25 protein-coding genes are annotated in these 22,930 nt (G+C 41.6%); 15 read left to right on the top strand and 10 right to left on the bottom strand.

The window, feature by feature from the left end; genetic code table 11:
- Nucleotides 1-55: 55 nt before the first annotated feature.
- Nucleotides 56-325 (top strand): hypothetical protein, encoded by a 270-nt coding sequence (locus ACFQ0V_RS11460; protein ID WP_381013622.1) that lies wholly within the window; start codon nucleotides 56-58, stop codon nucleotides 323-325.
- 10 nt (nucleotides 326-335) lie between these two features.
- Here the strand turns inward: ACFQ0V_RS11460 and ACFQ0V_RS11455 are convergent, their stop codons facing one another.
- The 6 genes from ACFQ0V_RS11455 to ACFQ0V_RS11430 form a co-directional block, all read right to left on the bottom strand.
- Nucleotides 336-1,565 (bottom strand): MFS transporter, encoded by a 1,230-nt coding sequence (locus ACFQ0V_RS11455; protein ID WP_381013620.1) that lies wholly within the window; start codon nucleotides 1,563-1,565, stop codon nucleotides 336-338.
- A gap of 156 nt (nucleotides 1,566-1,721) precedes the next feature.
- The gene (locus ACFQ0V_RS11450; protein ID WP_381013617.1) at nucleotides 1,722-2,795 is read right to left on the bottom strand and encodes an ABC transporter substrate-binding protein; all 1,074 of its coding nucleotides are present in this window, start codon (nucleotides 2,793-2,795) and stop codon (nucleotides 1,722-1,724) included.
- Nucleotides 2,792-3,592: an ABC transporter permease gene (locus tag ACFQ0V_RS11445; RefSeq protein WP_194563243.1), complete on the bottom strand. Its 801-nt coding sequence runs from the start codon at nucleotides 3,590-3,592 to the stop codon at nucleotides 2,792-2,794. The genes ACFQ0V_RS11450 and ACFQ0V_RS11445 overlap by 4 nt, the downstream gene beginning before the upstream one ends.
- Nucleotides 3,576-4,400, bottom strand: a complete 825-nt coding sequence (locus ACFQ0V_RS11440) for an ABC transporter permease (protein WP_381013614.1) — start codon at nucleotides 4,398-4,400, stop codon at nucleotides 3,576-3,578. The genes ACFQ0V_RS11445 and ACFQ0V_RS11440 overlap by 17 nt, the downstream gene beginning before the upstream one ends.
- Nucleotides 4,393-5,493: an ABC transporter ATP-binding protein gene (locus ACFQ0V_RS11435; protein ID WP_381013611.1), complete on the bottom strand. Its 1,101-nt coding sequence runs from the start codon at nucleotides 5,491-5,493 to the stop codon at nucleotides 4,393-4,395. The genes ACFQ0V_RS11440 and ACFQ0V_RS11435 overlap by 8 nt, the downstream gene beginning before the upstream one ends.
- A gap of 12 nt (nucleotides 5,494-5,505) precedes the next feature.
- Nucleotides 5,506-6,048, bottom strand: coding sequence for a helix-turn-helix domain-containing protein (locus tag ACFQ0V_RS11430; protein WP_381013608.1), 543 nt, complete (start codon nucleotides 6,046-6,048; stop codon nucleotides 5,506-5,508).
- 206 nt (nucleotides 6,049-6,254) lie between these two features.
- Here ACFQ0V_RS11430 and ACFQ0V_RS11425 point away from each other — a divergent pair, with 206 nt between their 5' ends.
- The gene (locus ACFQ0V_RS11425; protein ID WP_381013605.1) at nucleotides 6,255-6,914 is read left to right on the top strand and encodes a potassium channel family protein; all 660 of its coding nucleotides are present in this window, start codon (nucleotides 6,255-6,257) and stop codon (nucleotides 6,912-6,914) included.
- A 52-nt stretch (nucleotides 6,915-6,966) separates the two neighbouring features.
- On the opposite strand, the gene ACFQ0V_RS11420 is transcribed toward ACFQ0V_RS11425, so the two are convergent.
- On the bottom strand, nucleotides 6,967-8,334 hold the full coding sequence (locus ACFQ0V_RS11420; protein ID WP_381013602.1) for a leucyl aminopeptidase family protein: 1,368 nt from the start codon (nucleotides 8,332-8,334) through the stop codon (nucleotides 6,967-6,969).
- Between the two features lie 124 nt (nucleotides 8,335-8,458).
- Between ACFQ0V_RS11420 and ACFQ0V_RS11415 the strand changes: the two genes are divergently transcribed.
- Nucleotides 8,459-8,908: a YaiI/YqxD family protein gene (locus ACFQ0V_RS11415; RefSeq protein ID WP_381013599.1), complete on the top strand. Its 450-nt coding sequence runs from the start codon at nucleotides 8,459-8,461 to the stop codon at nucleotides 8,906-8,908.
- Here the strand turns inward: ACFQ0V_RS11415 and ACFQ0V_RS11410 are convergent.
- Nucleotides 8,868-9,881, bottom strand: a complete 1,014-nt coding sequence (locus ACFQ0V_RS11410; protein WP_381013596.1) for an LLM class flavin-dependent oxidoreductase — start codon at nucleotides 9,879-9,881, stop codon at nucleotides 8,868-8,870. The two genes, ACFQ0V_RS11415 and ACFQ0V_RS11410, sit on opposite strands and share 41 nt — an antisense overlap.
- A 120-nt stretch (nucleotides 9,882-10,001) precedes the next feature.
- Here ACFQ0V_RS11410 and ACFQ0V_RS11405 point away from each other — a divergent pair, with 120 nt between their 5' ends.
- The 3 genes from ACFQ0V_RS11405 to ACFQ0V_RS11395 all read left to right on the top strand — a co-directional run bounded on the left by ACFQ0V_RS11405 (nucleotide 10,002) and on the right by ACFQ0V_RS11395 (nucleotide 12,692).
- Nucleotides 10,002-10,694: an AIM24 family protein gene (locus ACFQ0V_RS11405; protein WP_381013593.1), complete on the top strand. Its 693-nt coding sequence runs from the start codon at nucleotides 10,002-10,004 to the stop codon at nucleotides 10,692-10,694.
- Between the two features lie 46 nt (nucleotides 10,695-10,740).
- Entirely contained in the window at nucleotides 10,741-11,325 is a 585-nt protein-coding gene (locus ACFQ0V_RS11400; protein WP_381013590.1) for a DNA-3-methyladenine glycosylase, read from the top strand.
- An 86-nt stretch (nucleotides 11,326-11,411) separates the two neighbouring features.
- On the top strand, nucleotides 11,412-12,692 hold the full coding sequence (locus tag ACFQ0V_RS11395) for an MFS transporter (RefSeq protein ID WP_381013587.1): 1,281 nt from the start codon (nucleotides 11,412-11,414) through the stop codon (nucleotides 12,690-12,692).
- 47 nt (nucleotides 12,693-12,739) lie between these two features.
- Here the strand turns inward: ACFQ0V_RS11395 and ACFQ0V_RS11390 are convergent, their stop codons facing one another.
- Nucleotides 12,740-13,516 (bottom strand): enoyl-ACP reductase FabI, encoded by a 777-nt coding sequence (locus ACFQ0V_RS11390; RefSeq protein ID WP_381013584.1) that lies wholly within the window; start codon nucleotides 13,514-13,516, stop codon nucleotides 12,740-12,742.
- 153 nt (nucleotides 13,517-13,669) lie between these two features.
- Between ACFQ0V_RS11390 and argC the strand changes: the two genes are divergently transcribed.
- The 4 genes from argC to ACFQ0V_RS11370 are packed head-to-tail and all read left to right on the top strand — an operon-like array spanning nucleotide 13,670 to nucleotide 17,821.
- Nucleotides 13,670-14,704 (top strand): N-acetyl-gamma-glutamyl-phosphate reductase, encoded by a 1,035-nt coding sequence (gene argC, locus ACFQ0V_RS11385; protein WP_381013581.1) that lies wholly within the window; start codon nucleotides 13,670-13,672, stop codon nucleotides 14,702-14,704.
- 24 nt (nucleotides 14,705-14,728) lie between these two features.
- Complete coding sequence (argJ, locus tag ACFQ0V_RS11380; RefSeq protein WP_381013578.1) at nucleotides 14,729-15,955, top strand: bifunctional glutamate N-acetyltransferase/amino-acid acetyltransferase ArgJ; 1,227 nt, start codon at nucleotides 14,729-14,731, stop codon at nucleotides 15,953-15,955.
- Nucleotides 15,918-16,700, top strand: coding sequence for an acetylglutamate kinase (gene argB, locus ACFQ0V_RS11375; protein ID WP_381013576.1), 783 nt, complete (start codon nucleotides 15,918-15,920; stop codon nucleotides 16,698-16,700). The genes argJ and argB overlap by 38 nt, the downstream gene beginning before the upstream one ends.
- A complete protein-coding gene (locus tag ACFQ0V_RS11370; protein ID WP_381013574.1) occupies nucleotides 16,697-17,821 on the top strand; it encodes an acetylornithine transaminase in 1,125 nt (374 codons plus the stop codon). Before argB ends, ACFQ0V_RS11370 begins: the two co-directional genes overlap by 4 nt.
- 54 nt (nucleotides 17,822-17,875) lie before the next feature.
- Here ACFQ0V_RS11370 and ACFQ0V_RS11365 read toward each other — a convergent pair whose 3' ends face one another.
- Nucleotides 17,876-18,805, bottom strand: a complete 930-nt coding sequence (locus ACFQ0V_RS11365; protein WP_381013571.1) for an AEC family transporter — start codon at nucleotides 18,803-18,805, stop codon at nucleotides 17,876-17,878.
- 148 nt (nucleotides 18,806-18,953) lie between these two features.
- Here ACFQ0V_RS11365 and ACFQ0V_RS11360 point away from each other — a divergent pair, with 148 nt between their 5' ends.
- From ACFQ0V_RS11360 to ACFQ0V_RS11340, 5 genes are all read left to right on the top strand, one after another.
- Nucleotides 18,954-20,153, top strand: a complete 1,200-nt coding sequence (locus ACFQ0V_RS11360; RefSeq protein ID WP_381013568.1) for an NAD(P)/FAD-dependent oxidoreductase — start codon at nucleotides 18,954-18,956, stop codon at nucleotides 20,151-20,153.
- A gap of 24 nt (nucleotides 20,154-20,177) precedes the next feature.
- Complete coding sequence (locus tag ACFQ0V_RS11355) at nucleotides 20,178-20,747, top strand: DUF1641 domain-containing protein (protein ID WP_381013565.1); 570 nt, start codon at nucleotides 20,178-20,180, stop codon at nucleotides 20,745-20,747.
- Nucleotides 20,748-20,824: 77 nt separating this feature from the next.
- On the top strand, nucleotides 20,825-21,874 hold the full coding sequence (locus tag ACFQ0V_RS11350) for a sensor histidine kinase (protein WP_381013562.1): 1,050 nt from the start codon (nucleotides 20,825-20,827) through the stop codon (nucleotides 21,872-21,874).
- Nucleotides 21,852-22,484, top strand: coding sequence for a response regulator (locus ACFQ0V_RS11345; RefSeq protein ID WP_381013559.1), 633 nt, complete (start codon nucleotides 21,852-21,854; stop codon nucleotides 22,482-22,484). Before ACFQ0V_RS11350 ends, ACFQ0V_RS11345 begins: the two co-directional genes overlap by 23 nt.
- A 62-nt stretch (nucleotides 22,485-22,546) precedes the next feature.
- Nucleotides 22,547-22,927, top strand: a complete 381-nt coding sequence (locus tag ACFQ0V_RS11340) for a universal stress protein (RefSeq protein ID WP_381013558.1) — start codon at nucleotides 22,547-22,549, stop codon at nucleotides 22,925-22,927.
- Nucleotides 22,928-22,930: the final 3 nt, after the last annotated feature.

Raw genomic sequence — 22,930 nt, 5'->3', positions numbered from 1 at the left:
TGTACATGAATATGCTTCCTTTTCTTTGTATACTAATAGAAAAGGAGGCGGTTGGATGGAGCGTTATGTATTTGAGGTAGTGCGCCAAGCGATTGTTCAGTTGGAGAGACCGGAAGTAATCCATTACCGCCAAGAGCGAATCGATTTTTTCTATGAAGGAGATCAATCTTATCCACATCATTTCATCTTTCGTGACGAATATTATTTACTCACTTATGAACTGAATGGGCTTGGTCCCCTACAAATTAACATAGAACGATTTAGATGGGATTTACAATTTCAAAAATGGTTGAAACAAAAAAATGAGTTTAGCGATGAAAGCTAAACTCATTTTTTTAAGATAATGCGCTTTGTTTTCTTTGAGAAGAGGCGTTTTGGACGAGCTCTGTATTGCGAATAGACCAGGTTTTCGTAATAGCATATCCAATAATTAATGTGAGCATACCTACGATATAAGGCGAACTAATGTTCCAGTCAAATAAAAGACCCGCTGTTGCAGGGCCGAACATATTTCCGAAGCTCATATATGAGTTCATCATACCAGCGGCATATCCTTGACGACTTTTCGAAGCTAATTTTGAAACGAATGTATTAACTGCTGGACGAAGGAGCGATGTCGATGTGAAGAAAATCGCTGCGACGAGAGCGATCGACCAAAATTGATGGACGAATAAAATGCCGAGCATCGAAAGACCCGCGACGATTAAGTTCATCAAAATGATACGCATTTCTCCGAAGCGTTCGAACAATTTTTGAATGAAGAAAGATTGTACGATGACACCTGCAAATCCTCCAATCGTAATAACGATTGCAATTTCTTTCGCACCATATAAAAATACTTTGTCTAAGAAAAGGGATAAAGTCGATTGGAAGTTCGCCAAGCCGAATGAGAAGATGAGCATGACGAGCAGTAAAACGAAGTAGTTTTCTTTCGTCGATTGTTTTAATTGTTGTACGAGTGACACGCGCACTTTCGCTTGTTCTAATTGTTCTTCAGACGGTTCGATATTCGGTAAGAAGAAGATGGAAAGTACGAACGCTACTAATGTAGCACCTGTCGCAAAGTAAAGTGGGAATAATAATGTAATTCCTGCTAAAAATCCACCGAGTGCTGGCCCGACAACGAACCCTAATGTGATCGCAGCACCGAGCATCCCCATTCCTTTACCGCGACTTTCAAATGGTGTAATATCCGCTACGAATGCCATCATAGGTGGGATGAGGAAAGCAGCCCCAAACCCTGAGAAAAATCGTGCGACGTACAACATCCATAATTGAGTAGATAAACTGAAAGCTAATTGAGATGCTGCATAAATGAGCAGTCCGATTAAAATAATTTTTTTACGTCCATGTTTATCGGATAATCGTCCAGAAATGGGCGAAAATAAAAATTGCGCAAATGAAAATGTCGCAATAATAAAGCCGAGTGCGGTTCCGACAGTATCTGCTGAACCGAATCCTTTTAAAAATTGTGGCATGATCGGAATGATAAGTCCGATACCTGCCATTGTAATAAATGTATTTAACATTAAAATACTTAACGCAATTTTATTTTGTTGTTTCATACATATTTCACCCCCATTCTATTAAATATACTCCGTTTCTTCATAGAGTTCACCGATTATGCCTTATTACTTAAAAAAGCTGTTTTACTTGAAATTTTTCCCTTCCATCCATTGACAATTAGAAAAACGACTATCGAAATAGTCGTTTTTTGAAAGTTATTGTAAGCTCATTTTAAACTCTAAAAAGTGTTCATTGTAGATGCCTAAATTTTTTAAACCGAGGTTTCGATACACTTCGAGATGTTCGCGCATTTCTTCATCTGGATAGTAGCGCTCGTCTTCGACAATTTCAGGGTCCATCAGCTCCAAAGCGGCTTCGTTCGGTGTCGTATAGCCGACGTACTCTGTATTTTGTGCCGCGATATCAGGACGGAGTAAAAAGTTTAAAAAGGCGTGTGCTCCTTCGATATTTTTAGCGGTGCACGGAATGACGAAATTATCAAACCATAAGTTAGAACCTTCTTCTGGGACGATGTAGTCGATGTTTTCATTGGAATACATCATATCTGCGGCTTGTCCAGACCATGTGAGAGCGACTGCTGCTTCTTCGTTCACCATCAGTTGTGTCACTTCGTCTCCGATGACCGCTTTCACATTTGGTGTGAGAAGAGCGAGCTTATCCATCGCTTCTTGAATTTCGTCACGGTCAGTCGAGTTCAGTGAGTAGTGAAGGGAGTTTAACCCCATGCCGACGACTTCTCTCGCACTATCGACTAAAATGACGCGTTGTTTTAAAGAAGGGTCCCATAAATTGTCCCAAGATTCGAATGTTTGGCCTTCCAATAAAGTAGGGTTAAAAGCGATTCCGAGCGATCCCCAAAAGTATGGAATCGAGTAGAGATTTCCTGGATCAAAAGGCAAGTCGAGAAAGTAAGGATCAATATTTTTTAAATTTGGCAAAAGTGAATGGTCGAGTGGAAGAAGTAAGTCTTTTTCCATCATCATTTCAATCATATATTCACTTGGAGCGGTAATGTCATAATTCGTTCCGCCTTGTTCGATTTTTCCCATCATCCCTTCATTGGAATCGAACGTTTCGTAAATGACTTTAATGCCGGTTTCTTGCTCAAATTGTTTTAAAACGTCGGGATCGATATAGTCTCCCCAGTTATAAACCGTGATAGAATCTGTCGTACCAGAAGCGGAGCCTTGTTCGAGTTTCCAAGCGATTCCGAGCATCGCAAAACCGACGAGTAAAATCGCGACAGCACTTTGAATGAGTGTTTTCATCGTTTCACCCCCGCAATGGATGTTTTAGAGCGTTTGCTAATGAAGTAATAGCCGACGACGAGTAAAATCGTAACGACGAATAAAATCGCAGACAATGCGTTAATCGTTAAAGTAACCCCAGTTCGCGCCATTGAATAAATTTCAACAGATAAGGTTGAAAAACCGTTTCCTGTGACGAAAAAAGTGACAGCGAAATCGTCTAAAGAATACGTTAACGCAAGAAAGAAACCTGCAAAAATCCCAGGCTGAATGTACGGAAGAATGACACGTTTTAACACGTCTTTTCTTGTAGCGCCGAGATCGAGCGCCGCATCGATGAGCGACGTATTCATTTCAAACAGTTTTGGCAAAATCATAATGACGACAATCGGAATACTAAATGCCGCATGTGAAATTAAAACGGAAGCGAAGCCGAGTTTCACACCGAGCATCGTAAATAAAATTAAGAAGCTCGCACCGATAATGACATCGGGGCTAACGATTAAAATATTGTTTAAAGAGAGCACCGTTTCGCGTGCTTTTTTATTTTTCATAAAATAAATGGATAATGCGCCGAGTGTGCCGATCGTCGTCGAGATGAGCGCGGAAAAGAGCGCGATAATGATTGTATTTAATACGATGACGAGCAGACGTGTATCTTCAAAAACAGCGGCATAATGTTCCCACGTAAAACTTTCGAAATGACTCATTTTTCCTCCGGAGTTAAAGGAATAAAAAATGAGATAGAAGATCGGTAAGTACAAAATAAGAAACACGAATGCTAAATAAATTTTCGGTCCTTTACTTAACTTTGTCATGTTTTTTCCCTCCGATCTCTTTCGTCGCTGTTAAGCGCATAATGATGAACATGAAAATAATTAAAAATACGGCAATTGTTGAACCCATTCCCCAGTTTTGTGTGACGAGAAATTGTTGTTCGATCGCTGTACCGAGGGTGATCACTTTATTCCCCGCAATGAGTCGCGTAATCATAAAGAGTGAGAGCGCAGGAATAAAGACGACTTGTACGCCGGATTTCACACCGTTTAATGTAAGTGGCCAAATGACTTTACGAAATGTCGTCCAACCGCTTGCCCCTAAATCTTTCGCCGCATCTAAATAAGAAGGGTTCAATTGGTCGAGTGCGTTGAAAATAGGCAAAATCATAAACGGAATAAAAATGTAAACAGCGACAAATACGAAACTAAAATCGGTAAATAAAATTTGCTGTTGATCGAACCCGAGCGCTGTAATGAGCGCATTGATCGGTCCATGCAATCCCATAATTCCGATGAAGGCATACGTTTTGAGTAAAAGATTAATCCAGCTCGGAACGATGACGAGCAATAACCATAATTGTTTATGTTTCGTTTTTGTGATGAAGTAAGCGGTCGGGTATGCGATGAGTAGTGTGAAAAATGTAATGAGAAACGCATACCAAAAAGAATTAATCGTTAAAATGATGTACGTCGATTTAAAAAAGTCAACGTAATTGGATAAAGTGAAAGCGCCCGTAATATCAAAAAACGAGTAATAAAAAATGAGTGCAATCGGAGCGATGACGAAAAAGGCGATCCAAATCATGTACGGAATCGTATACCACGGTCGGAAATTCGATTTATTCATCTTCAGCACCTCCGTAAGTTTCCATACGCATATCGAAAGCTTCTTCTGTTTCATTTAAACGCATGACGTGAACATCTTCAGGGTCGAAATGGAGCCCGATCGTTTCACCTACTTCTGCTTTTTTTGTTGAATGGACGAGCCATTCATTGCCATCTGCATCATATGTCGACAGTTCGTAATGGACACCGCGGAACAGTTGAGTATCGACTTCGACATCGATCATCCCCGCTCCTTGTGCAGTGATGACGAGGTCTTCAGGACGGATGATAATATCGACTTTTTCATTCGGTTTCACGCCACCGTCGACACATTCAAACTGTTTGCCATTAAATTCAACGAGATAATCGCGCACCATGCGTCCTTCAACGATGTTCGATTCTCCGATAAAGTCTGCGACGAAACGGTTGATCGGCTCGTCATAAATATCGAGAGGAGTGCCAGATTGTTGAATTTTCCCTTCATTCATGACGAAAATTTCATCGCTCATCGCGAGCGCTTCTTCTTGGTCGTGTGTGACAAAGACGAACGTTTTGCCGAGACGTTGTTGTAGCTCGCGAAGTTCGTATTGCATTTCAGAACGTAATTTTAAGTCGAGAGCTGACAACGGTTCATCGAGTAAAATCACTTTCGGATCGTTGACGATCGCACGGGCAATCGCTACACGTTGGCGTTGTCCACCTGACATTTCAGTAATTTCACGATTTTCAAAACCAGCTAAGCTTACGAATTTTAATGCTTCGAGTACACGTTCTGTCACTTCTTTATTGTTCACCTTTTTAATGCGGAGTCCAAAAGCGACATTTTCGAAGACATTTAAATGAGGGAAGAGCGCATAGTCTTGGAAGACTGTATTCACTTGACGCTCATTCGCTGGAATATTGTTGACGAGCTGTCCATCAAAATAAATATCTCCTTGAGTTGGTTCTATAAAGCCTGCAATGAGTCGAAGAATAGTCGTTTTCCCGCAACCTGATGGTCCGAGCAATGTGTAAAATTTCCCTTCTTCTAATTCAAAGCTAATGTCATCTAAAATGAGCTTCGAATCGTCATAATTCATCGATACATGTTCGAAGCGGATAATTGGTTTCGTCATAATGACCCTCCTTTATAAGTACGATTCTGTCGCAATTAATAAAAACTCACTCACTTTTTTACTCGCATTTTGAATTTGGTGGTGATCGAGTGATTCAAAGTAGACAGAGTCGCCTTCTTTAGCGATAAATTGTTTCGCTCCAATCGTAATTGTAATTTTCCCTTTCAAAACGTAAATAAACGTTTCAGCTTCCGATGGTTCATATTCTTTAAAGGCTCCACCAGGTTGCAATGTAATGTGAACGGGATCCATTTCATTTTCGTTTGAGCGCGGGATGAGCCATCGAATATCGTATTGTAAATCTTCATTTGTATAGACCGTTTGATCGCTCGCACGATAGACGACTTTCCCTAATTTTTTCGGTTCGTCAAAAAATTCTTTCGGACTGGAACCGAGCACTTCTAAAAGTAAAAATAACGTTTCGATAGAAGGGGAGTTTAAATCGCGTTCTAATTGTGAAATAAAGCCTTTCGATAAATCTGTTCGTTCCCCAAGTTCTTCTTGTGTCAGTCCTTTTTGAAGTCGTAAATTTTTAATTTTCCTTCCGATATCCACAGCACACGCTCCTTTATAATTAAAGTTTAGTAAAAGTAAACTTAAAGTTTATTTCAACCTTTTTAATTATAATCATTTCTTCTCGATTTGCAATAGTTTTTTTGCATGTTTTGGATGATTTTTTCAAAAGAAGAATGGAGCTTTCATTCGATACGTGAAAGGGAACGTGATACACTATAAAGAAAAAATAGGGAAGAAGGATTAAGATGAAAAAAGAGTTTGCCGTCATCGGCTTAGGGCGTCTCGGAGGAAGTATCGTCCAAGAATTAGTCGCGCTCGGTGCGAGTGTTATGGCAATCGATATCGATTCGGAGAAGGTAGATGAATTTGCACAAATTGCAACGCAAGCGGTCGTGGCAGATACGACGGATGAATCGGTATTGCGTTCACTCGGTATTCGCAACTTCGAACATGTCGTCGTCGCGATCGGTGAAAATATTCAAGCGAGTATTTTGACGACTTTAATTTTGAAAGAAATCGGGGTGCCTCGCATTACGGTAAAAGCGCAAAATGATCATCATGAGAAAGTGTTGCTTAAAATTGGCGCGGATCAAGTCGTTCACCCTGAGCGAGATATGGGGCGTCGTATGGCGAACAATATGTTATCGAATAACATTTTAGATTATTTAGAGCTGTCGGATGAATATTCCATCGTGGAAGTGAAAGCGAATCGTGAACTCGTCGGACATACGTTAATCGATTTGGACATTCGTGCGAAATACGGAATTAACATTGTCGCGATTAAGCGTGATAATCATCTTCTCGTTTCTCCACAAGCGATTGAACGGATTAAAGATGGAGATATTTTAGTCGTCATCGGTTCAGATCTTGACATTCATCATTTTGAAAAAGAAATTTTAGTATAAAAAAACTCGTAAATGGTTCGGAGAAAATCCGACCGTTTACGAGTTTTGTTTATTATTTTGAAACGTTCAACGCATAGTCTGCAAGTAAACGAGCACCGAATCCAGTTGCCGATTTTGCATAATAGCCTTTTGCAGCCGGAGCTTCCATCGTACCTGCCATATCGACGTGTAACCATTTCGTTTCTGGTTTCACGAAATGTTGTAAGAAGAGACCAGCTGTAATCGAACCAGCGAATCCGAGGTTACTAATGTTATTTAAGTCGGCATAGTCACTCTTTAAGCCGCGATTATAACTTTGAACGAGTGGCATCGGCCAGTTGAAGTCTCCGTTTTCATCCCCGATTTTTTTCATTTCGAAAGCGAGTGATTCGTCATTGCCGAAGACTCCTGCGATATCTGTGCCGAGTGCGTTATGAATCGCTCCTGTTAATGTTGCGATATCTACGACGTATTCAGCACCGAGTTCGTCTGCACGGAGGAGCGCATCTGCTAAAATGAGGCGGCCTTCTGCATCTGTATTCCCAACTTGTACTGTCGTCCCGTTTTTGTACGTAATAATTTCACCAGGGTAGACGCTCGTATTGTCTGGTGCGTTTTCAACCATTGGGATGAGACCGATGACGTTGACGTCTGCATTCGTTTCTGCGAGTAAATGCATCGCACCGACGACAGCAGCAGAGCCACCCATATCCATACGCATATCCGATAAGTCAGCACCTGATTTTAAGCTGATGCCACCTGTATCGAAAGTAACTCCTTTACCGACGAGTGCGACGAGCGGTTTAGAAGGGTTGTTTGCGAGACGGAGTTCAGCAAATCGCTGTTCGTATTTACTTCCTTGTCCGACTGTTAAAACACCGTTCATTTCATGTTCGATTAAAGCATCGCGATCTAAAATTGTTACGTCAACATTCGTTGAAGCGAAATGTTCTGTCATCCACTCTGCATAATATTCAGGGTTTAAATGGTCTGACACTTCATTCATTAAGTCACGTGCTAAAGCCATCGCATCCGCTCGTGTTTTTCCGAGTGAGACTGCTTCTGCGTCCGCTCCTTCAATGATGAGTTGTGCGACTGGGTTTGCTTTTTTCGATTTGTATTTATCGAATGCGTAAGCACCGAGGTGGAATCCTTCGACGAATGCAGTCGTTGCATCGTTCATGAGTGTGTCGATCACTTGTTGTGCCGCTGTCACACGCTCGATTTTTGCTTGTTGCGCATGGCGTGAAATGTCACCCGCGAGTGAGCGAACTTCATCGAGTTTGTTTTCTTTTAATGCAGAAGGGCGAACGACATAGTAAAGGTCACCGTCGATAAATGCTGTTGTGAATGTTCCTTCTTGGTCGTTCATATAGTTTGTTGCTTCGAGTTGACGTGTAATGCGTGCGTCATCTTGTAAAATAATATGTGCTTGTACCATAAAAATAGTACCTCCTTTAAACTATTTCGAATTCTAAAATAGTTTATCACATAAATGATATTTTGCCTAAAGGAAACAAACTGAAAATACAAAATGGTATACTCTTTAAAAAGGAGGGGATGAGATGCATGTATGGATCGATGCGGACGGTTCTCCCGTCGTTAAACAAACGTTGCACGTCGCGAGTCGCTATCATATATCCGTAACGATCGTTACAGATCGCTCGCATGAAATTTACGATGAACGAGCAGAAACAATCGTCGTGGATGAAGGACGCGACGCGGTTGATTTTGAAATTATTGCGAGGATGAAGGCGGGAGATCTCGTCATTACGCAAGATTACGGTCTCGCTTCTCTCGTACTTGCCAAAAATGGATTTGCGATGAATGAAAATGGTGTCATGTATCGTGAGGAAACGATTGATGTTTTATTGTATCAGCGAGCGATGCATGCGCATATACGCAAAAGTGGGGGACGGATGAAAGGGCCTAAAAAAAGAAAAACTGCTCAAAATGAACAGTTTTCCAAAAGTTTTAATCAATTTCTCCAGTCGCATGACATTCGTCTGAAATGAGTTGAATCGCTTTTAACTTATCATCATAGTCATGCATAAACATGACGAGCATTACTTCTTCAGCATGGTATTTTGCAGCGAGCTCTTTAATTTTGCGCTTCGCTGTTTTTGGTGAGCCGACGATCATCCGTTTTCGATTGTCTGCAATCGCTGCCAATTCATAACTATTATATTCACGATTCATCGCCTCTTCCGGTGACGGCGTACCATTTGATGGCATACCTGTCGCTTGCATAAGGAGTGAAAGATCCGCTGCTTTCGCTAAGTATTCAGCCTTTTCGTCCGTCTCAGCACAGATGAAAAAGACGGCGACCCCTTGCTCAGGATAAGCGAGTTCGTCGGAAGGGACGAAATGCTTGCGATAAATGCTCGCGGCATAATCGCCTGCTTCGTGATTGATAAAGTGAGCAAACATGTAAGGGAGTCCTTTACTCGCTGCGAGTTGTGCAGAACTCGTACTAGAGCCGAGCATCCAAACAGGAGTTTTCGTCTCCGTTAACGGTGTCGCTTTTAAATTACCGTACGGGTGGTTTTTTGGCAATGTATCGTATAAATAATGTTTTAACTCATCCACTTGTTCGGGGAAGCGGTCGACATTGCGATATTGTCCGTTGTTGAGCGCATATGTCGCACGTGGCATCCCCCCTGGTGCCCGTCCGATTCCAGCATCGATTCGGTTCGGGAAGAGTGTCTCAAGAATTTTGAAGTTTTCCGCCACTTTGTATGCAGAATAGTGGGGAAGCATAACGCCTCCTGTTCCAACGCGAATTCGTTTCGTTTGAGAAGCGAGATGGGTCATTAAAATTTCTGGAGAAGATCCCGCAAATTTTTTCGTATCGTGATGTTCAGATACCCAAAAGCGATGAAAACCTAGTTCATCCGCAAGTTGTGCAAGTTGTACTGTATTTTGAAGCGCTTCCGCCGCATTGCTCCCTGTCGCAATACGCGATTGATCTAATATGCTTAATTTCATAAAAAACATTCCTCCTTAACAAATTAGTATAGCGTTCTTTTGCAAGTTCATGAAGTTATTTCGAAACATTATCGGGAATAGGTCGTATAAGAGTGGAAGAAGATAAAGGAGGAATGAAAGATGACGAGTTATTCATTGCAACAATTTATCGATGAGACGAAGCAAGATGATAAAAAAGCTGATTATTTTCAACTGGAAACAGAGCGCGTGTTGGAAGTCAATTTAGACGGTACCGTATGGGCAAAGATGGGCGCGATGATTTCATATAAAGGGGATATTAAGTTTGAACGGGAGCGCATGGCTGAACACGGTCTCGGTAAAATGTTTAAAAAGGCATTTACAGGAGAGGGAACGTCCTTAATGAAAGCGATAGGAAAAGGAGAATTGTACTTAGCGGATCAAGGGAAAAAAGTGACAATTTTTGACCTACAAGGAGATACATTGACCGTCAATGGCAATGACTTACTCGCTTTTGAACCGAGTGTCGAGTGGGATATTCGCTTCATGCGAAAAATGGCAGGCATGATGGCGGGAGGATTGTTCAATGTCCATTTAAAAGGACCAGGGAAAGTAGCGATTACGACTCATTTTGAGCCTCTCACGTTAATCGTAAAACCTGGAGAACCCGTCATAACAGATCCGAATGCGACAGTCGCTTGGAGCGGTCATTTAGAGCCGGAGTTTGTGATGGACGTGTCGATGCGAACATTTATCGGACGAGGCAGTGGAGAGTCCGTTCAAATGAAGTTTGAAGGAGAAGGCTTCGTCATTATTCAACCATTTGAAGAGACGTATGCTACACAAGATAGTTAACAAAAAGTGCGAGAGAATCGCACTTTTTTGGATAGGAGGCGAGATGATGTTACAACGTTCTTTTTACGAGCGTCCTGTCATTCAAGTCGCTCGTGAGTTAATTGGCTGTTATTTAGTGCGTGAAATAGACGGAGAAAAGCTCATTGGCAAAATTGTCGAAACGGAAGCGTATGCAGGGCCTCTTGACCGTGCTGCTCATTCGTATTCGAATTGTCCGACAGAACGTACGAAAGCGATGTTTCAAGAGGCGGGACATGCGTATATTTATGAAATGCATACGCATGCTCTACTCAATGTCGTTACAGGAAGAGTGGGACAACCACACGGTGTACTCATTCGAGCGGTCGAACCGATTGCTGGTTTAGAAATAATCGAACAAAATCGTGCGACTGTGAAAAGACAAATTGATTGGACGAACGGTCCTGGAAAATTGACGAAAGCTTTCAATATTACGAAGGAGCTTTACGGACATTCGCTTAATGAATCTCCTCTCTATATAGAAGACAGCGAAAGGTTTGTTGACATTGCACGCAGCCCACGTGTCGGCATTGCAAATAGTGGACAGGCTGCACATTATCCGTGGCGATTTTTTGAGCGAAATAACGCTTATGTTTCTGCTTTTCGTAAATAAAATATACCCCCTTGAGCATTTTGTGAAGAAAACATGAACAATTATGATAGGATGTAGCAATAATGTGATATGAGGGAGGAATCAGGGTGAAAGAGAAACAAATCGATGCCATCGTCATAACAGATGAGAAGCAACAACAACTGTATAAACGGACGTTATGGATCGTTATTTTATCACAAATTTTTAGTGGAGCAGGGCTTGCTGCTGGGATTACAGTCGGAGCTTTAATGGCGAAAGAGATGCTCGGTGGAGACGGGGCAGCAGGGATTCCGAGTGCACTTTTCACATTCGGGTCAGGGCTTGCTGCTTATTTAGTTGGACGTTATACACAAAGCCATGGACGTCGTCTCGGTTTATCTTACGGATTTTTCGTCGGTGCAATCGGTGCAGTAGGGGTCATTGCTGCTGCTTATTGGGAGAGTGTCCCGCTTTTATTATTGTCATTATTCATTTACGGTTCAGGGACCGCGACAAATTTGCAAGCGCGCTATGCAGGAACAGACTTAGCACTTCCACAAAAGCGAGCGACAGCAGTAAGTGCCGCGATGGTTTCGACAACATTCGGTGCAGTAGCAGGACCAAACTTAGTAGCGCCAATGGGGCGTTTTGCTGACTCGATCGGCTTCCCGACATTGTCAGGGCCTTTCATGTTAGCGGCGGTCGCTTATGCATTAGCAGGTCTCGTTTTATACATTTGGTTGCGTCCTGATCCATTTATCGTCGCGCAACAATTGGAGAAAGAACGTCAACAAGATGAAGAAGTGGAAGTGGAAGTACCTCCAATGTCCGCACATGAAAAACGCGGTGTGACGATCGGTACTGTCATTATGGTCATTAGTCATGTCGTCATGGTAGCAGTTATGACGATGACACCGATTTATATGCAAAACCATGGATTTACGATGGAGCAAACAGGTATGGTGATTGGATTCCACATTGCAGGGATGTACTTACCTTCACTATTCACAGGAGTCCTCGTCGACAAAATTGGTCGTACGTGGATGGCGGTCGCTGCAGGAGTGACATTGCTCGTCGCAGGTGTGCTCGCAGCATTTGGCCCGATCGATTCACTCGGTCCGATTTTAATAGCGCTTATCTTATTAGGAGTCGGTTGGAACTTCGGATTAATTAGTGGAACAGCGATCGTTGTCGACTCGGCACATAAATCACGCACAGCGAAAGTGCAAGGTTCTGCGGACGTATTTATCGCATTGTCAGGAGCGGGAGGCAGTATTTTATCTGGTGTGATTGTCAGTCAAATGAGTTATTTAGCACTCGGCGTCATGTCTGGAATTTTTGCCTTTTTAATCGTTCCCTTCATCTTATGGGGACAAGCGAAACAACGTGCGACACTATTCAATCAATAAAAAAACAGTTTCTTTTCACATTATGTGAGAAGAAACTGTTTTTTACTTTATCCGATAATATTGTATCCACCGTCTACATAAATGATTTCACCTGTAACGCCTGTTGATAATTGGCTAAGCATCGCGATCGACATGTTCGCAACTTCTTCTTGCGTGATGTTACGTCGAAGCGGTGCTTCTTCTTCAATGCGCGTCAAAATGTCATTGAATGCAGGTACCCCTTTTGCGGAAAGGGTACGCACCGCACCTGCGGAAATCGCATTGACACGAATGCCTTCTTTTCCTAAATCATTTGCTAAATAACGAACACTTGATTCGAGTGCTGCTTTTGCGACCCCCATAATGTTATATCCGTCTAATACACGCTCTGCTCCGAGGTAGCTCATCGTTAAGATTGAACCGCCTTCTGTCATTAAAGGACGTACTGCACGGCTCACTGCCGCTAAAGAATAAGCGCTTGAATCGAGAGCGAATGCGAATCCGTCACGTGACGTATTGATGTAATCATCACGCAAGTCTTCTTGATGTGCGAATGCGACAGAGTGAACGAGTCCGTGAACAGTTCCTGCTGTCTCCTTTAATGTGGAGAAAGCTTCTTGAATGCTTGCATCTTCATTCACATCACATTGAATAATCGCATGTGCTTTAAATTCTGCTTTTTCCAATGCACGTTCCAAACTTTTTTTTGAACGGTCTTTTCGATAAGTGAAAATGACGTTCGCCTCGAGTGCGAATAATTGTTTGGCAATCCCCCACGCGATGCTTCGTTCGTTTGCAACACCCATGACGACGATGTTTTTATTTTTTAATTGTAATAAGTCCATTTCATAACCCTCCATTTATACCTTCTATTAGTACCTACTACTAAAACAAGTATAACATAATTTACAGAAAAGTTATAAACAAATAAAAATACATTTGACTTTATAAATATACATGTATATACTAATAATTACGAATACGAAGAGGTGAAGGAAATGAAAATTGCAATTATTGGCGCAACAGGTTTCGGAGGAGCTGAACTCATCCGCTTATTGCATAGTCATTCAAAGGTAGAAGCAATTGATGTCTTTACATCATCGGAAGTAGGGGAGTTATACTCCAATAAATATCCGAGTATGATTCAAATATACGATCAACCATTACTTGAGATTAATTATTCAAAATTAACACAGTATGATGTTATTTTTGCAAGTACACCAGCAGGGGTCACATCGACACTGTTTGAACCTTTAATGAATAAAGATGTCGTGTTAATCGACTTATCTGGCGATTACCGCCTTAAAAATTTAGAAGATTATGAAAATTGGTACAGCAAAAAAAGTGCGAAACAACAATATGTGGACAAGGCAGTATACGGCTTAACGGAATGGGCGAAGGAAAATGTGAAAGGATCGACATTCATTTCAAACCCTGGTTGTTATCCGACCGCAGCATTATTATCGACAATCCCATTGTATAAAGAGGACCTTGTTATTCCAGGCACATGCATAATCGATGCAAAAAGCGGTGTGACAGGTTCAGGAAATAGCTTAGTGAAAAGTTCTCATTTTTGTGAAGCGAATGAAAATATTTCAATATATAAAATGAATAAACATCAACATATTCCAGAAATTGAACAAGGATTAAAAATGTTTGCAGGGGCGGAAGATACGATTACGTTCTCTACCCATCTCGTTCCGATGATGCGCGGTATTTTGAGTACGACGTACATTAACGTTAAAGAAGGAACGACGGAAGACATGATTCAACGAGCGTTTGAAGAAGCGTATAAAGATGCTCCGTTCGTTCGTTTAATTGAAGAAGCAGGTATGTTTGGAACGAATCGTGTACGCGGAACGAACTATTGTGATATTCACTGGGACTTAGATGAACGTACAAATCGTTTAACAGTTGTCGCAGCAATCGACAACTTGGTGAAAGGCGCAGCAGGGCAGGCGATTCAAAATATGAACGTACTGTTCGGTTATGATGAAATGGACGGATTAGATCAAATACCATTATATATGTAATGAAAGATAGGAAGGTGACATGCATTGGAACTCGTACAAAAAATTCAAAAACAATATTCTCATAAAAATGTCATTACACCGAAAGGGTACCGCGCAGGCGGTATGCATTGTGGACTGAAATATAAGCGCAGCGACTTAGCAATCATTTATAGCGAAGTTCCAGCGCATGTCGCAGGAGTATTTACGACGAATGCGATTCAAGCAGCACCTTTACACGTGACGAAAGAAGTCGTTTACGAAACGAAAAAGATGCAAGCGATCGTCGTCAATTCAGGAAACGCCAACGCATGTACAGGAAAGCAAGGACTGGAAAATGCGTATAAAATGCAGCAAGCGACAGCTGAAAAATTAGGGATTGACTCTAACTTAGTCGGAGTAGCGTCAACAGGCATTATCGGGGAACAGATGAATATGGAACCTGTATTAACAGGAATCGATAAATTATATATCGGAACGTCTTCTGAAAATGCGATTCAAGTATCTCAAGCGATTTTAACGACCGATACTGTGACGAAAACGACATCATACGTTCTCGACATCGATGGAAAAGAAGTGACGATTTCAGGAGTGGCAAAAGGTTCAGGAATGATCGCGCCAAATATGGCGACGATGCTCGCATTCATTACGACGGACGCAGCGGTAACGTCAGAAGCGTTACAACAAGCATTGTCTTCGATTACAGATCGAACATTTAACTCGATTACAGTAGACGGCGACACATCGACGAACGATACGGTTCTCGTCATGGCAAACGGAATGGCTGAAAATGACATGTTAACAGACGAACATCCAGATTGGGATGTATTCGTTGAAGGGGTACGTGCAGTAAGTGAAGATTTAGCGAAAATGATCGCCAAAGATGGAGAAGGTGCGACAAAGCTCGTTGAAGTGAACGTAATGAATGGAACGTGTGAAGAAACGTCACGCATCATCGCGAAAAAAGTAGTCGGTTCACCGCTCGTGAAAACAGCGATGTACGGAAATGACGGTAACTGGGGACGCATTATTGCGGCAATCGGATATAGCGGTGTCCCGATTGACCCAAACAAAATTTCCATTAAAATCGGTCCATTTGAAGTGCTCTCTATGGGAGAACCTGTCCCATTTGAAGACGCAGCCGTGACACATTATTTAAAGAAAAGTGAAGTCGTCATCGATATCGATCTCGGAATCGGAGACGCTTCAGGAACAGCATGGGGGTGCGATTTATCATATGACTACGTACAAATCAACGCTTCATACCGAACGTGATACAATCGTTTTAAAATTAGGTGGAAGTATGTTAAGTGAATTAAATGACTCATTTTTTACGAAGTTGAAAGAGATGCATCAACATTCAAATATCGTCATCACACACGGTGGGGGACCGAACATATCGCGCGCATTAGAAGAAGCGAATATACCGTATGAAACGGTAAACGGTTTACGTGTCACGACGAAAAAGGCAGCAAAAATTGTGCGCAATACATTGAATGGTGAAGTGAACGCCCCACTCGTCCACCGATTGACGAATGCTGGACTAGAAGCGGTCGGTTTATCAGGGTATGACAATCAATTGTTCGTCTGTACATATTTAGACGAAGCGACATACGGAGAAGTAGGTGTCGTGCAAGAAGTGCATAAAGCGTGGCTTGAAAAATTGTTCGCGCTCAATGTAATTCCGGTCATTAGTTGTGTCGGATGCAATGAACAAGGAGAACCGCTCAATATTAACGGTGATGACGCAGCGACAGCGGTAGCCGTCAGCTTACAAGCGGATCAAATGATCTTCGTCACAGACGTACAAGGATTGCTCGTTGACGGAGAACTCATCGAGTCGACGACTGAATGTGAAATCAATCATTGGATTGAAGATGGTACGATTTATGGCGGGATGATTCCGAAAGTGAAAGGCGCTTTAGCGACGATGAAAGAAGGCGTTGCGAGTGTTCAAATTACGAACGAAACACTACAAGGAACGACGATTGTAGATGACATAAAGGAGAATGTACAATGAGTGTATTATTTCAAAACTATGCGAGACGACCGATTGAACTCGTAGAAGGAAAAGGAACAATCGCTTACGATCAAAACGGTAAAAAATATTTAGACTTCTCGAGTGGAATTGCTGTCACGAGTCTCGGGCATGCGAATGAAGAGCTCGTACAAGTCGTTTGCGAACAGAGTAAAAAAGTGTGGCATACGTCAAACTTATTCCAAAACTCGAAGCAAGAAGAAGTCGCAACGAAATTAATAGAAGGAACTCATTTCGGACAAGCGCTTTTTTGCAATAGTGGGGCGGAAGCGAACGAAGCGGCGATCAAATTAGCGCGCAAACATACAGGGAAATTTAAAATCATTACGTTCCAACAGTCGTTCCACGGTCGTACACTCGGTACGATGGCAGCGACAGGACAAGATAAAGTAAAAGAAGGATTCGGCCCGATGTTAGAAACGTTTGACATCATTCCTTACAATGACGAAGCAGCACTCGAACGAGCGATGGGAGACGATGTTGCGGCGATCATGTTAGAAGTTGTACAAGGAGAAGGTGGAGTGGAGCCGATTACAGAAACGTTCGCTGAAAAAATTAACGAGATGAGCAAACAGTACGGAGCGCTCATCATCGTAGACGAAGTGCAAACTGGAATCGGTCGAACGGGAACGAAATACGCTTTTCAACAGACGGTACTCCAACCTGATATTATGTCACTCGCCAAAGGTTTAGGGGGAGGTTTCCCAATCGGGGCGATGATCGCAACGAAGGAACTCGCCGACACATTCGGTCCAGGAACACATGGAACGACATTCGGTGGAAACTATTTAGCGACAGCGGTCGCATCGAAAGTGTGCGATATCATTTTCGATGAAACTTTCTTACAACAAGTGCAAGAAAAAGGAGCTTATTTAAAAGAAGCGGTCGAAAAAGAACTCCCTTCACTTGAAACGAAAGGACAAGGTTTATTATTCGGTATTCGTCAAGAAGGATGGGATGTTGCGAGCGTGTTAGCGAAAGCGGAAGAAGCAGGATTGTTAACTGTTGCAGCAGGAAATAACGTCCTCCGTCTCCTCCCACCACTCACCGTATCAAAAGAAGAAATCGACGAAGCCGTTCACATTTTAAAACAAATTTTATAAAAAGAAACTTTCAAACTATTTTTGCTCAAGCGATTATAGATTGAAAGCTTTTTATTATCCCCACATAAGTTCAGCGATGTAAATGACGACGGTCACCGTAATGGCGCTCAAAATCGTTGAAAATAGAACGATTTGCGCAGCGAGGTCAGGATTGACGTCATATTCAAAAGCGAGTGTTGAACTATTGCGTGATGTCGGGAATGAACTGCCGATAAATAAAGATTTAGCGACAACTCCGTCTAATTTAAATAACAAGATGAGTAAGAACGCAATCGCTGGGCTAATGATGAGACGTAAAAAGGAACTCCAATAAATAACTCCTTGAAACATCGCTTTAAATTCAATTTGAGCGAGTTGTGCTCCGAGTAGTAAAAGAGCGAGAGGGAGAAAACCGTCCGCCATTTGACGAATCGGAAGCTCGATGAAGATCGGCAATTGCCATTGTAAATAGTTGAGTAAACTCCCGATCCAAAGAGCGTGAATGATCGGCAAGCGAAAGAGCTCACGTAAAATGTCGAGACCGGACTTCGAAGTAGAAATGAGATTGTATAACCCGTATGTGTACGTCACAATGTTTTGTGCAATCGTTACGATAATTTGAATCGATACTCCGATCGGTTGCGTAGCGAAAATCATTTGACTGACAGGAACACCGTAATTACCAGAGTTCATTAACACGACACTATTTTTAAATGTCGCGCCTGTATCTCTTTCTAACTTTAGCGCTCGCGCTCCGATTTCGCTGATGGCGATTAAAGCTAAGTTGAAGACGACTAAGTATAAGATGAGCTGGACGATGAGCGGTCCGTCGATAACCGTTTCATATAAGCTAATAAATACAGCAGCTGGTAAAAGAGCGTACGTTAATAAATGTGAAAAAGAACGTAAGTCGAATTGAAAAATTCGTTGTAGCACTCCTCCGACGAACAGTAAAACTAAAATTGGTGCGATAATTTCTTGCACAATTGCAAAAAGAAACTTCATATGAAAACCCCTTTAATCCCGTAATATCCTAATTTCTTTATCTTAACATATTCAAAAGATGGGGGAATCCCCTAATAGTTCAAAAATTGAAGAGGGCGTACAATGGAATTACATTGAAGCGATACCTTATTGAAGGAGGATATTTTTCATGAAAAATCAAATTGAAAAGAAAATTGCAATTGTAGGAGCGGGGACAGCAGGCGTCACAATGGCGGCTCAATTACTTCGCAAAGCACCTTATTTAAAAGATGACATTATCATTATCGATCCATCAGACAAACATTACTACCAACCATTCTTCACATTAGTCGGTGGCGGTGATTCAAAATTAGAAGATAACGTGCGTCCGCAAGAAGAAGTCATTCCAGAAGGAGCACAATTACTTTTAGAAGCGGTCACAACATTTAACCCGAATTCAAACGAGATTGTAACGGACCAAGGAACAGTCGTAAAATACGAATATTTAATGGTTGCAGCTGGTATTCAATTAGATTGGGATAAAGTGAAAGGCTTAAAAGAAACGCTCGGTAAAAACGGTGTATGCAGTAACTATCACCAAGACTATGTGGAAAGCACATGGGAATCAATTAAAAATGTAAAAGATGGCTTAGCGATTTTCACACAACCATCAACACCTGTTAAATGTGCGGGAGCACCACAAAAAATTATGTATTTAGCGGATGAAGCATTCCGTCGTCGTGGTGTGCGTCATCGTGCGAATATGGAATTTATTTCAGGAATGGACGATTTATTCCCAGTAAAACGTTACTACCCTGTATTGAAAGATCTCGTAAAACAAAAAGAAATTAAAGAAACGTATTTCATGGACCTCGTTGAAATTGACGGTCCTAATAAAAAAGCGACATTCGAACATGTGGAAACGAAAGAACGCATCACGCGCGACTTCTCAATGATTCACGTCACACCACCGATGTCAGCACCAGATTTCATCGCGAAAAGCCCGATTGCGAACGAAGCAGGTTGGGTAGACCTCGATATGTATACGTTACGTCATACGAAATACGACAATATTTTCGGAGCAGGAGATTGCACGAGCCTTCCGACATCACGTACAGGAGCAGCAATCCGTAAACAAGCACCTGTAGCAGTAGATAACTTACTTGCAATGATGAACGATAAAGAAATGACAGCGAAATATGACGGCTATTCATCATGCCCAGTCGTAACAGGCTACGATACCGTGATGCTTGCGGAGTTCGTATACGGATACGAAGCGAAAGAATCATTCCCAATCGACCAACGTAAACAACGCCATTCGATGCATTTCATGAAGAAAAACATTTTACCGATGATGTATTGGAACGGTATGCTTAAAGGCACGATGTAAGAAACGAAAGAGAGGAGAATTACGGTGACAACAGAAAAACGAGATTTAACAGAAGTCGTATCGACATTAGAGCGCGATGAACAATTAGAATCACTTTCGTACTTAGTTGATAAATTACCGACATTCGTATCAACCTTACAAGCAGTAGAAGATAAACTCGCTTTCGTCGCTGCATCGATGCAAGATGAGCGCAGTCTTGAATTGATTGCGGATGATGTCGAAGGAAAAATTGAAAGACTCCATATCGATTCAACGCATTTAGATGCGATGATGACGATGGTTCAATTATTACCGAGACTCGTTCCTGTAATCGAACAAGTAGACAATGTCGTAGCATTCGCTGAAAGTGTGTGGGGCGACAAACGTACGGTTGATCAATTAACGACAACGATGACAGAAACAGTAAAAGAATACGTCCCAATCGATAAAGGGAAAGAAATTATCGAAGAGACAAAAGAAGAATTTGAACGTACGAAAGACGATAGCCCAATTACAATTTTCGGATTGATGAAAATTTTAAAAGACCCAGTCGTCCAAGACGGTTTAAAATATGCGCAAGCCTTTTTAACGACAGTTCAAAAGCATCGCAATTAATTAAACATATAAGAGGAGCGTAGGCAATACATCGCTCCTCTTTTTTGTTACACTGAAAAGAAAAGGAGGCGAAGACGTTGTCGAATACGATTGATCCATACTTCACAGAAAATTTATTCAATCATTTACAAGATGGCATTATCGTCATGACGAGTACCCGTACGATTATTCGAATGAATGAAGCGGCGAAACGTTTAATGGGATGGAAAGAAGGAGATATCGTTCCGTATTGTACATATTGTGAGACACGTGCTTTGCAAGATGGAGAAGAACGTTGCTTTTTACTCGCGAATGATGGAAAAATTCCTTATTTTTCATCTAAAATGCCGAAAGTCGGTCAATATATGGTCAATGTTGAGATGAGTAACGTTTTAATGTATGAAGAAGCGGACGAAAAATATTATTTACTCGTCATACGAGACCGCACATTGAAAGAAAAAGAAGATGCAGCGAAGTTATCAAAGAAAATATTGCACCGGTTAACAGAAGCGCGTGAAGTCGAACATAAACGTCTTAGTCAAGAACTCCACGATGGGGTAGGTCAAGCATTATATAGCGTCGCAATCGCGATGGATAATTTATCGATGTCGATTGAAGATGAAGAATTATCGACATACTTAAAAGAGGTGCGACAAGAACTTGGAAAAGCGATGGAAGATGTGAAATTTTATTCGCAATCACTTCGCCCGAAAAGTCTCGATGCTCTCGGGTTAATGCCGACGATTGAAACGTTATTGCAGTCGATCCGTCAAAAAATGCCGAGTTTAAATATTCGGTTAGAGACGAATTGTTACGACCGTTTAACGCCGATTGCTGAAATTAATATTTATCGAGTCGTACAAGAAGCAACGCATAATATGATGAAATATGCAAAAGCGACAGAAGCGCTCGTCCAATTTGAAAAAGATCCATTCGGTTTACAAATTACGATCGAAGACAACGGGGTCGGTTTTCATGTTGAACGAGAAAAAGATGGTTTAGGACTACTTCATATCGGAGAGCGAATTTCACAGTTGAGAGGCAAAACGATCATTCAATCTGAAATTGGAATAGGTACGAAAATAACGATGTACGTCCCGAAACACCAATTGGTAGGTGATGGCGATGAATATATTGATCGTAGATGATCACTTTCTCATCCGTAAAGGTGTAAGAATGTTGCTCGAACGATGGGAAGCTGTCGAGACGATTGAAGAAGCGGATAATGGGACTGATGCGATCGCATTAGCGGAGCAGAAGCAACCGGATGTCGTCCTACTAGACTTATCGATGCCGGAAGGATTAGATGGATTTACTGCGGCTCAAAACATTCATAAAACAGTTCCAGATGCGAAAATTATCGTATTGACAATGCATGATGAAGAAGCATATATACAAAAAGCATTACAATCAGGAATTTCAGGATATTTATTGAAAAATAGCGAATCGAATGAATTGCAAGAAGCTATTGAAGCAGTTATGCGTGGTGAGCGTTATTACCGCACACGGATTCCTTTAGAGCAATTAGAGAAGATGGTGGCAAATGAACCTCAAAAATCAATTTTAACACCGAGAGAACAAGAAGTACTACGCTTAGTAACTTTAGGTTATACGAATATTCAAATTGGAGAGCAACTCGTCATCAGCCCGAAAACAGTCGAACGTCATAAATCAAATATGATGCAGAAGCTTGAATTGCAAGAAATCCACGAATTAATTCAATATGGAATTAAAAATCATGTCGCTGATTTAGTATAGAAATATAAAAATTAGCCGATATAAAGAGTAGTGTGAAAAGTGTATGCCAAAGGAGAGAAGAGATGAAAATCGTCGTACCGATTGATGGTTCAAACCAATCGTATGAAATCGTACCGTTCGCAGTAGAACTTGCGAAGCGCTACGATGATGAAATTGTATTTTTAAATATCCAACAAAATTTACAAGAACTTGGATTGCCTGCTATAAAAAAAGCGGCAGAGTTAGTAAAGGACGAAGGAGTAGCGTACAGTGCGAAAGTACGTACGGGAATCGCTGCGATGGAAATCGTAGCAGAGTCAGGCGATGAGGATATTCGTTACATCGTCATGGCGAAGGGAAAAGGGGATGAAGAAGCGATTGGAAGTGTCAGCGCTCACGTATTGAAACTAGCAACATGTCCAGTCGTATTCGTTCCAAAACGTGCGATTGAAGCGAAACAATAAGGA

The sequence above is a fragment of the Savagea faecisuis genome (assembly GCF_042675605.1).
Lineage (GTDB): Bacteria > Bacillota > Bacilli > Bacillales_A > Planococcaceae > Savagea > Savagea faecisuis.
This window is presented reverse-complemented; position numbering and strand designations above follow the sequence as displayed.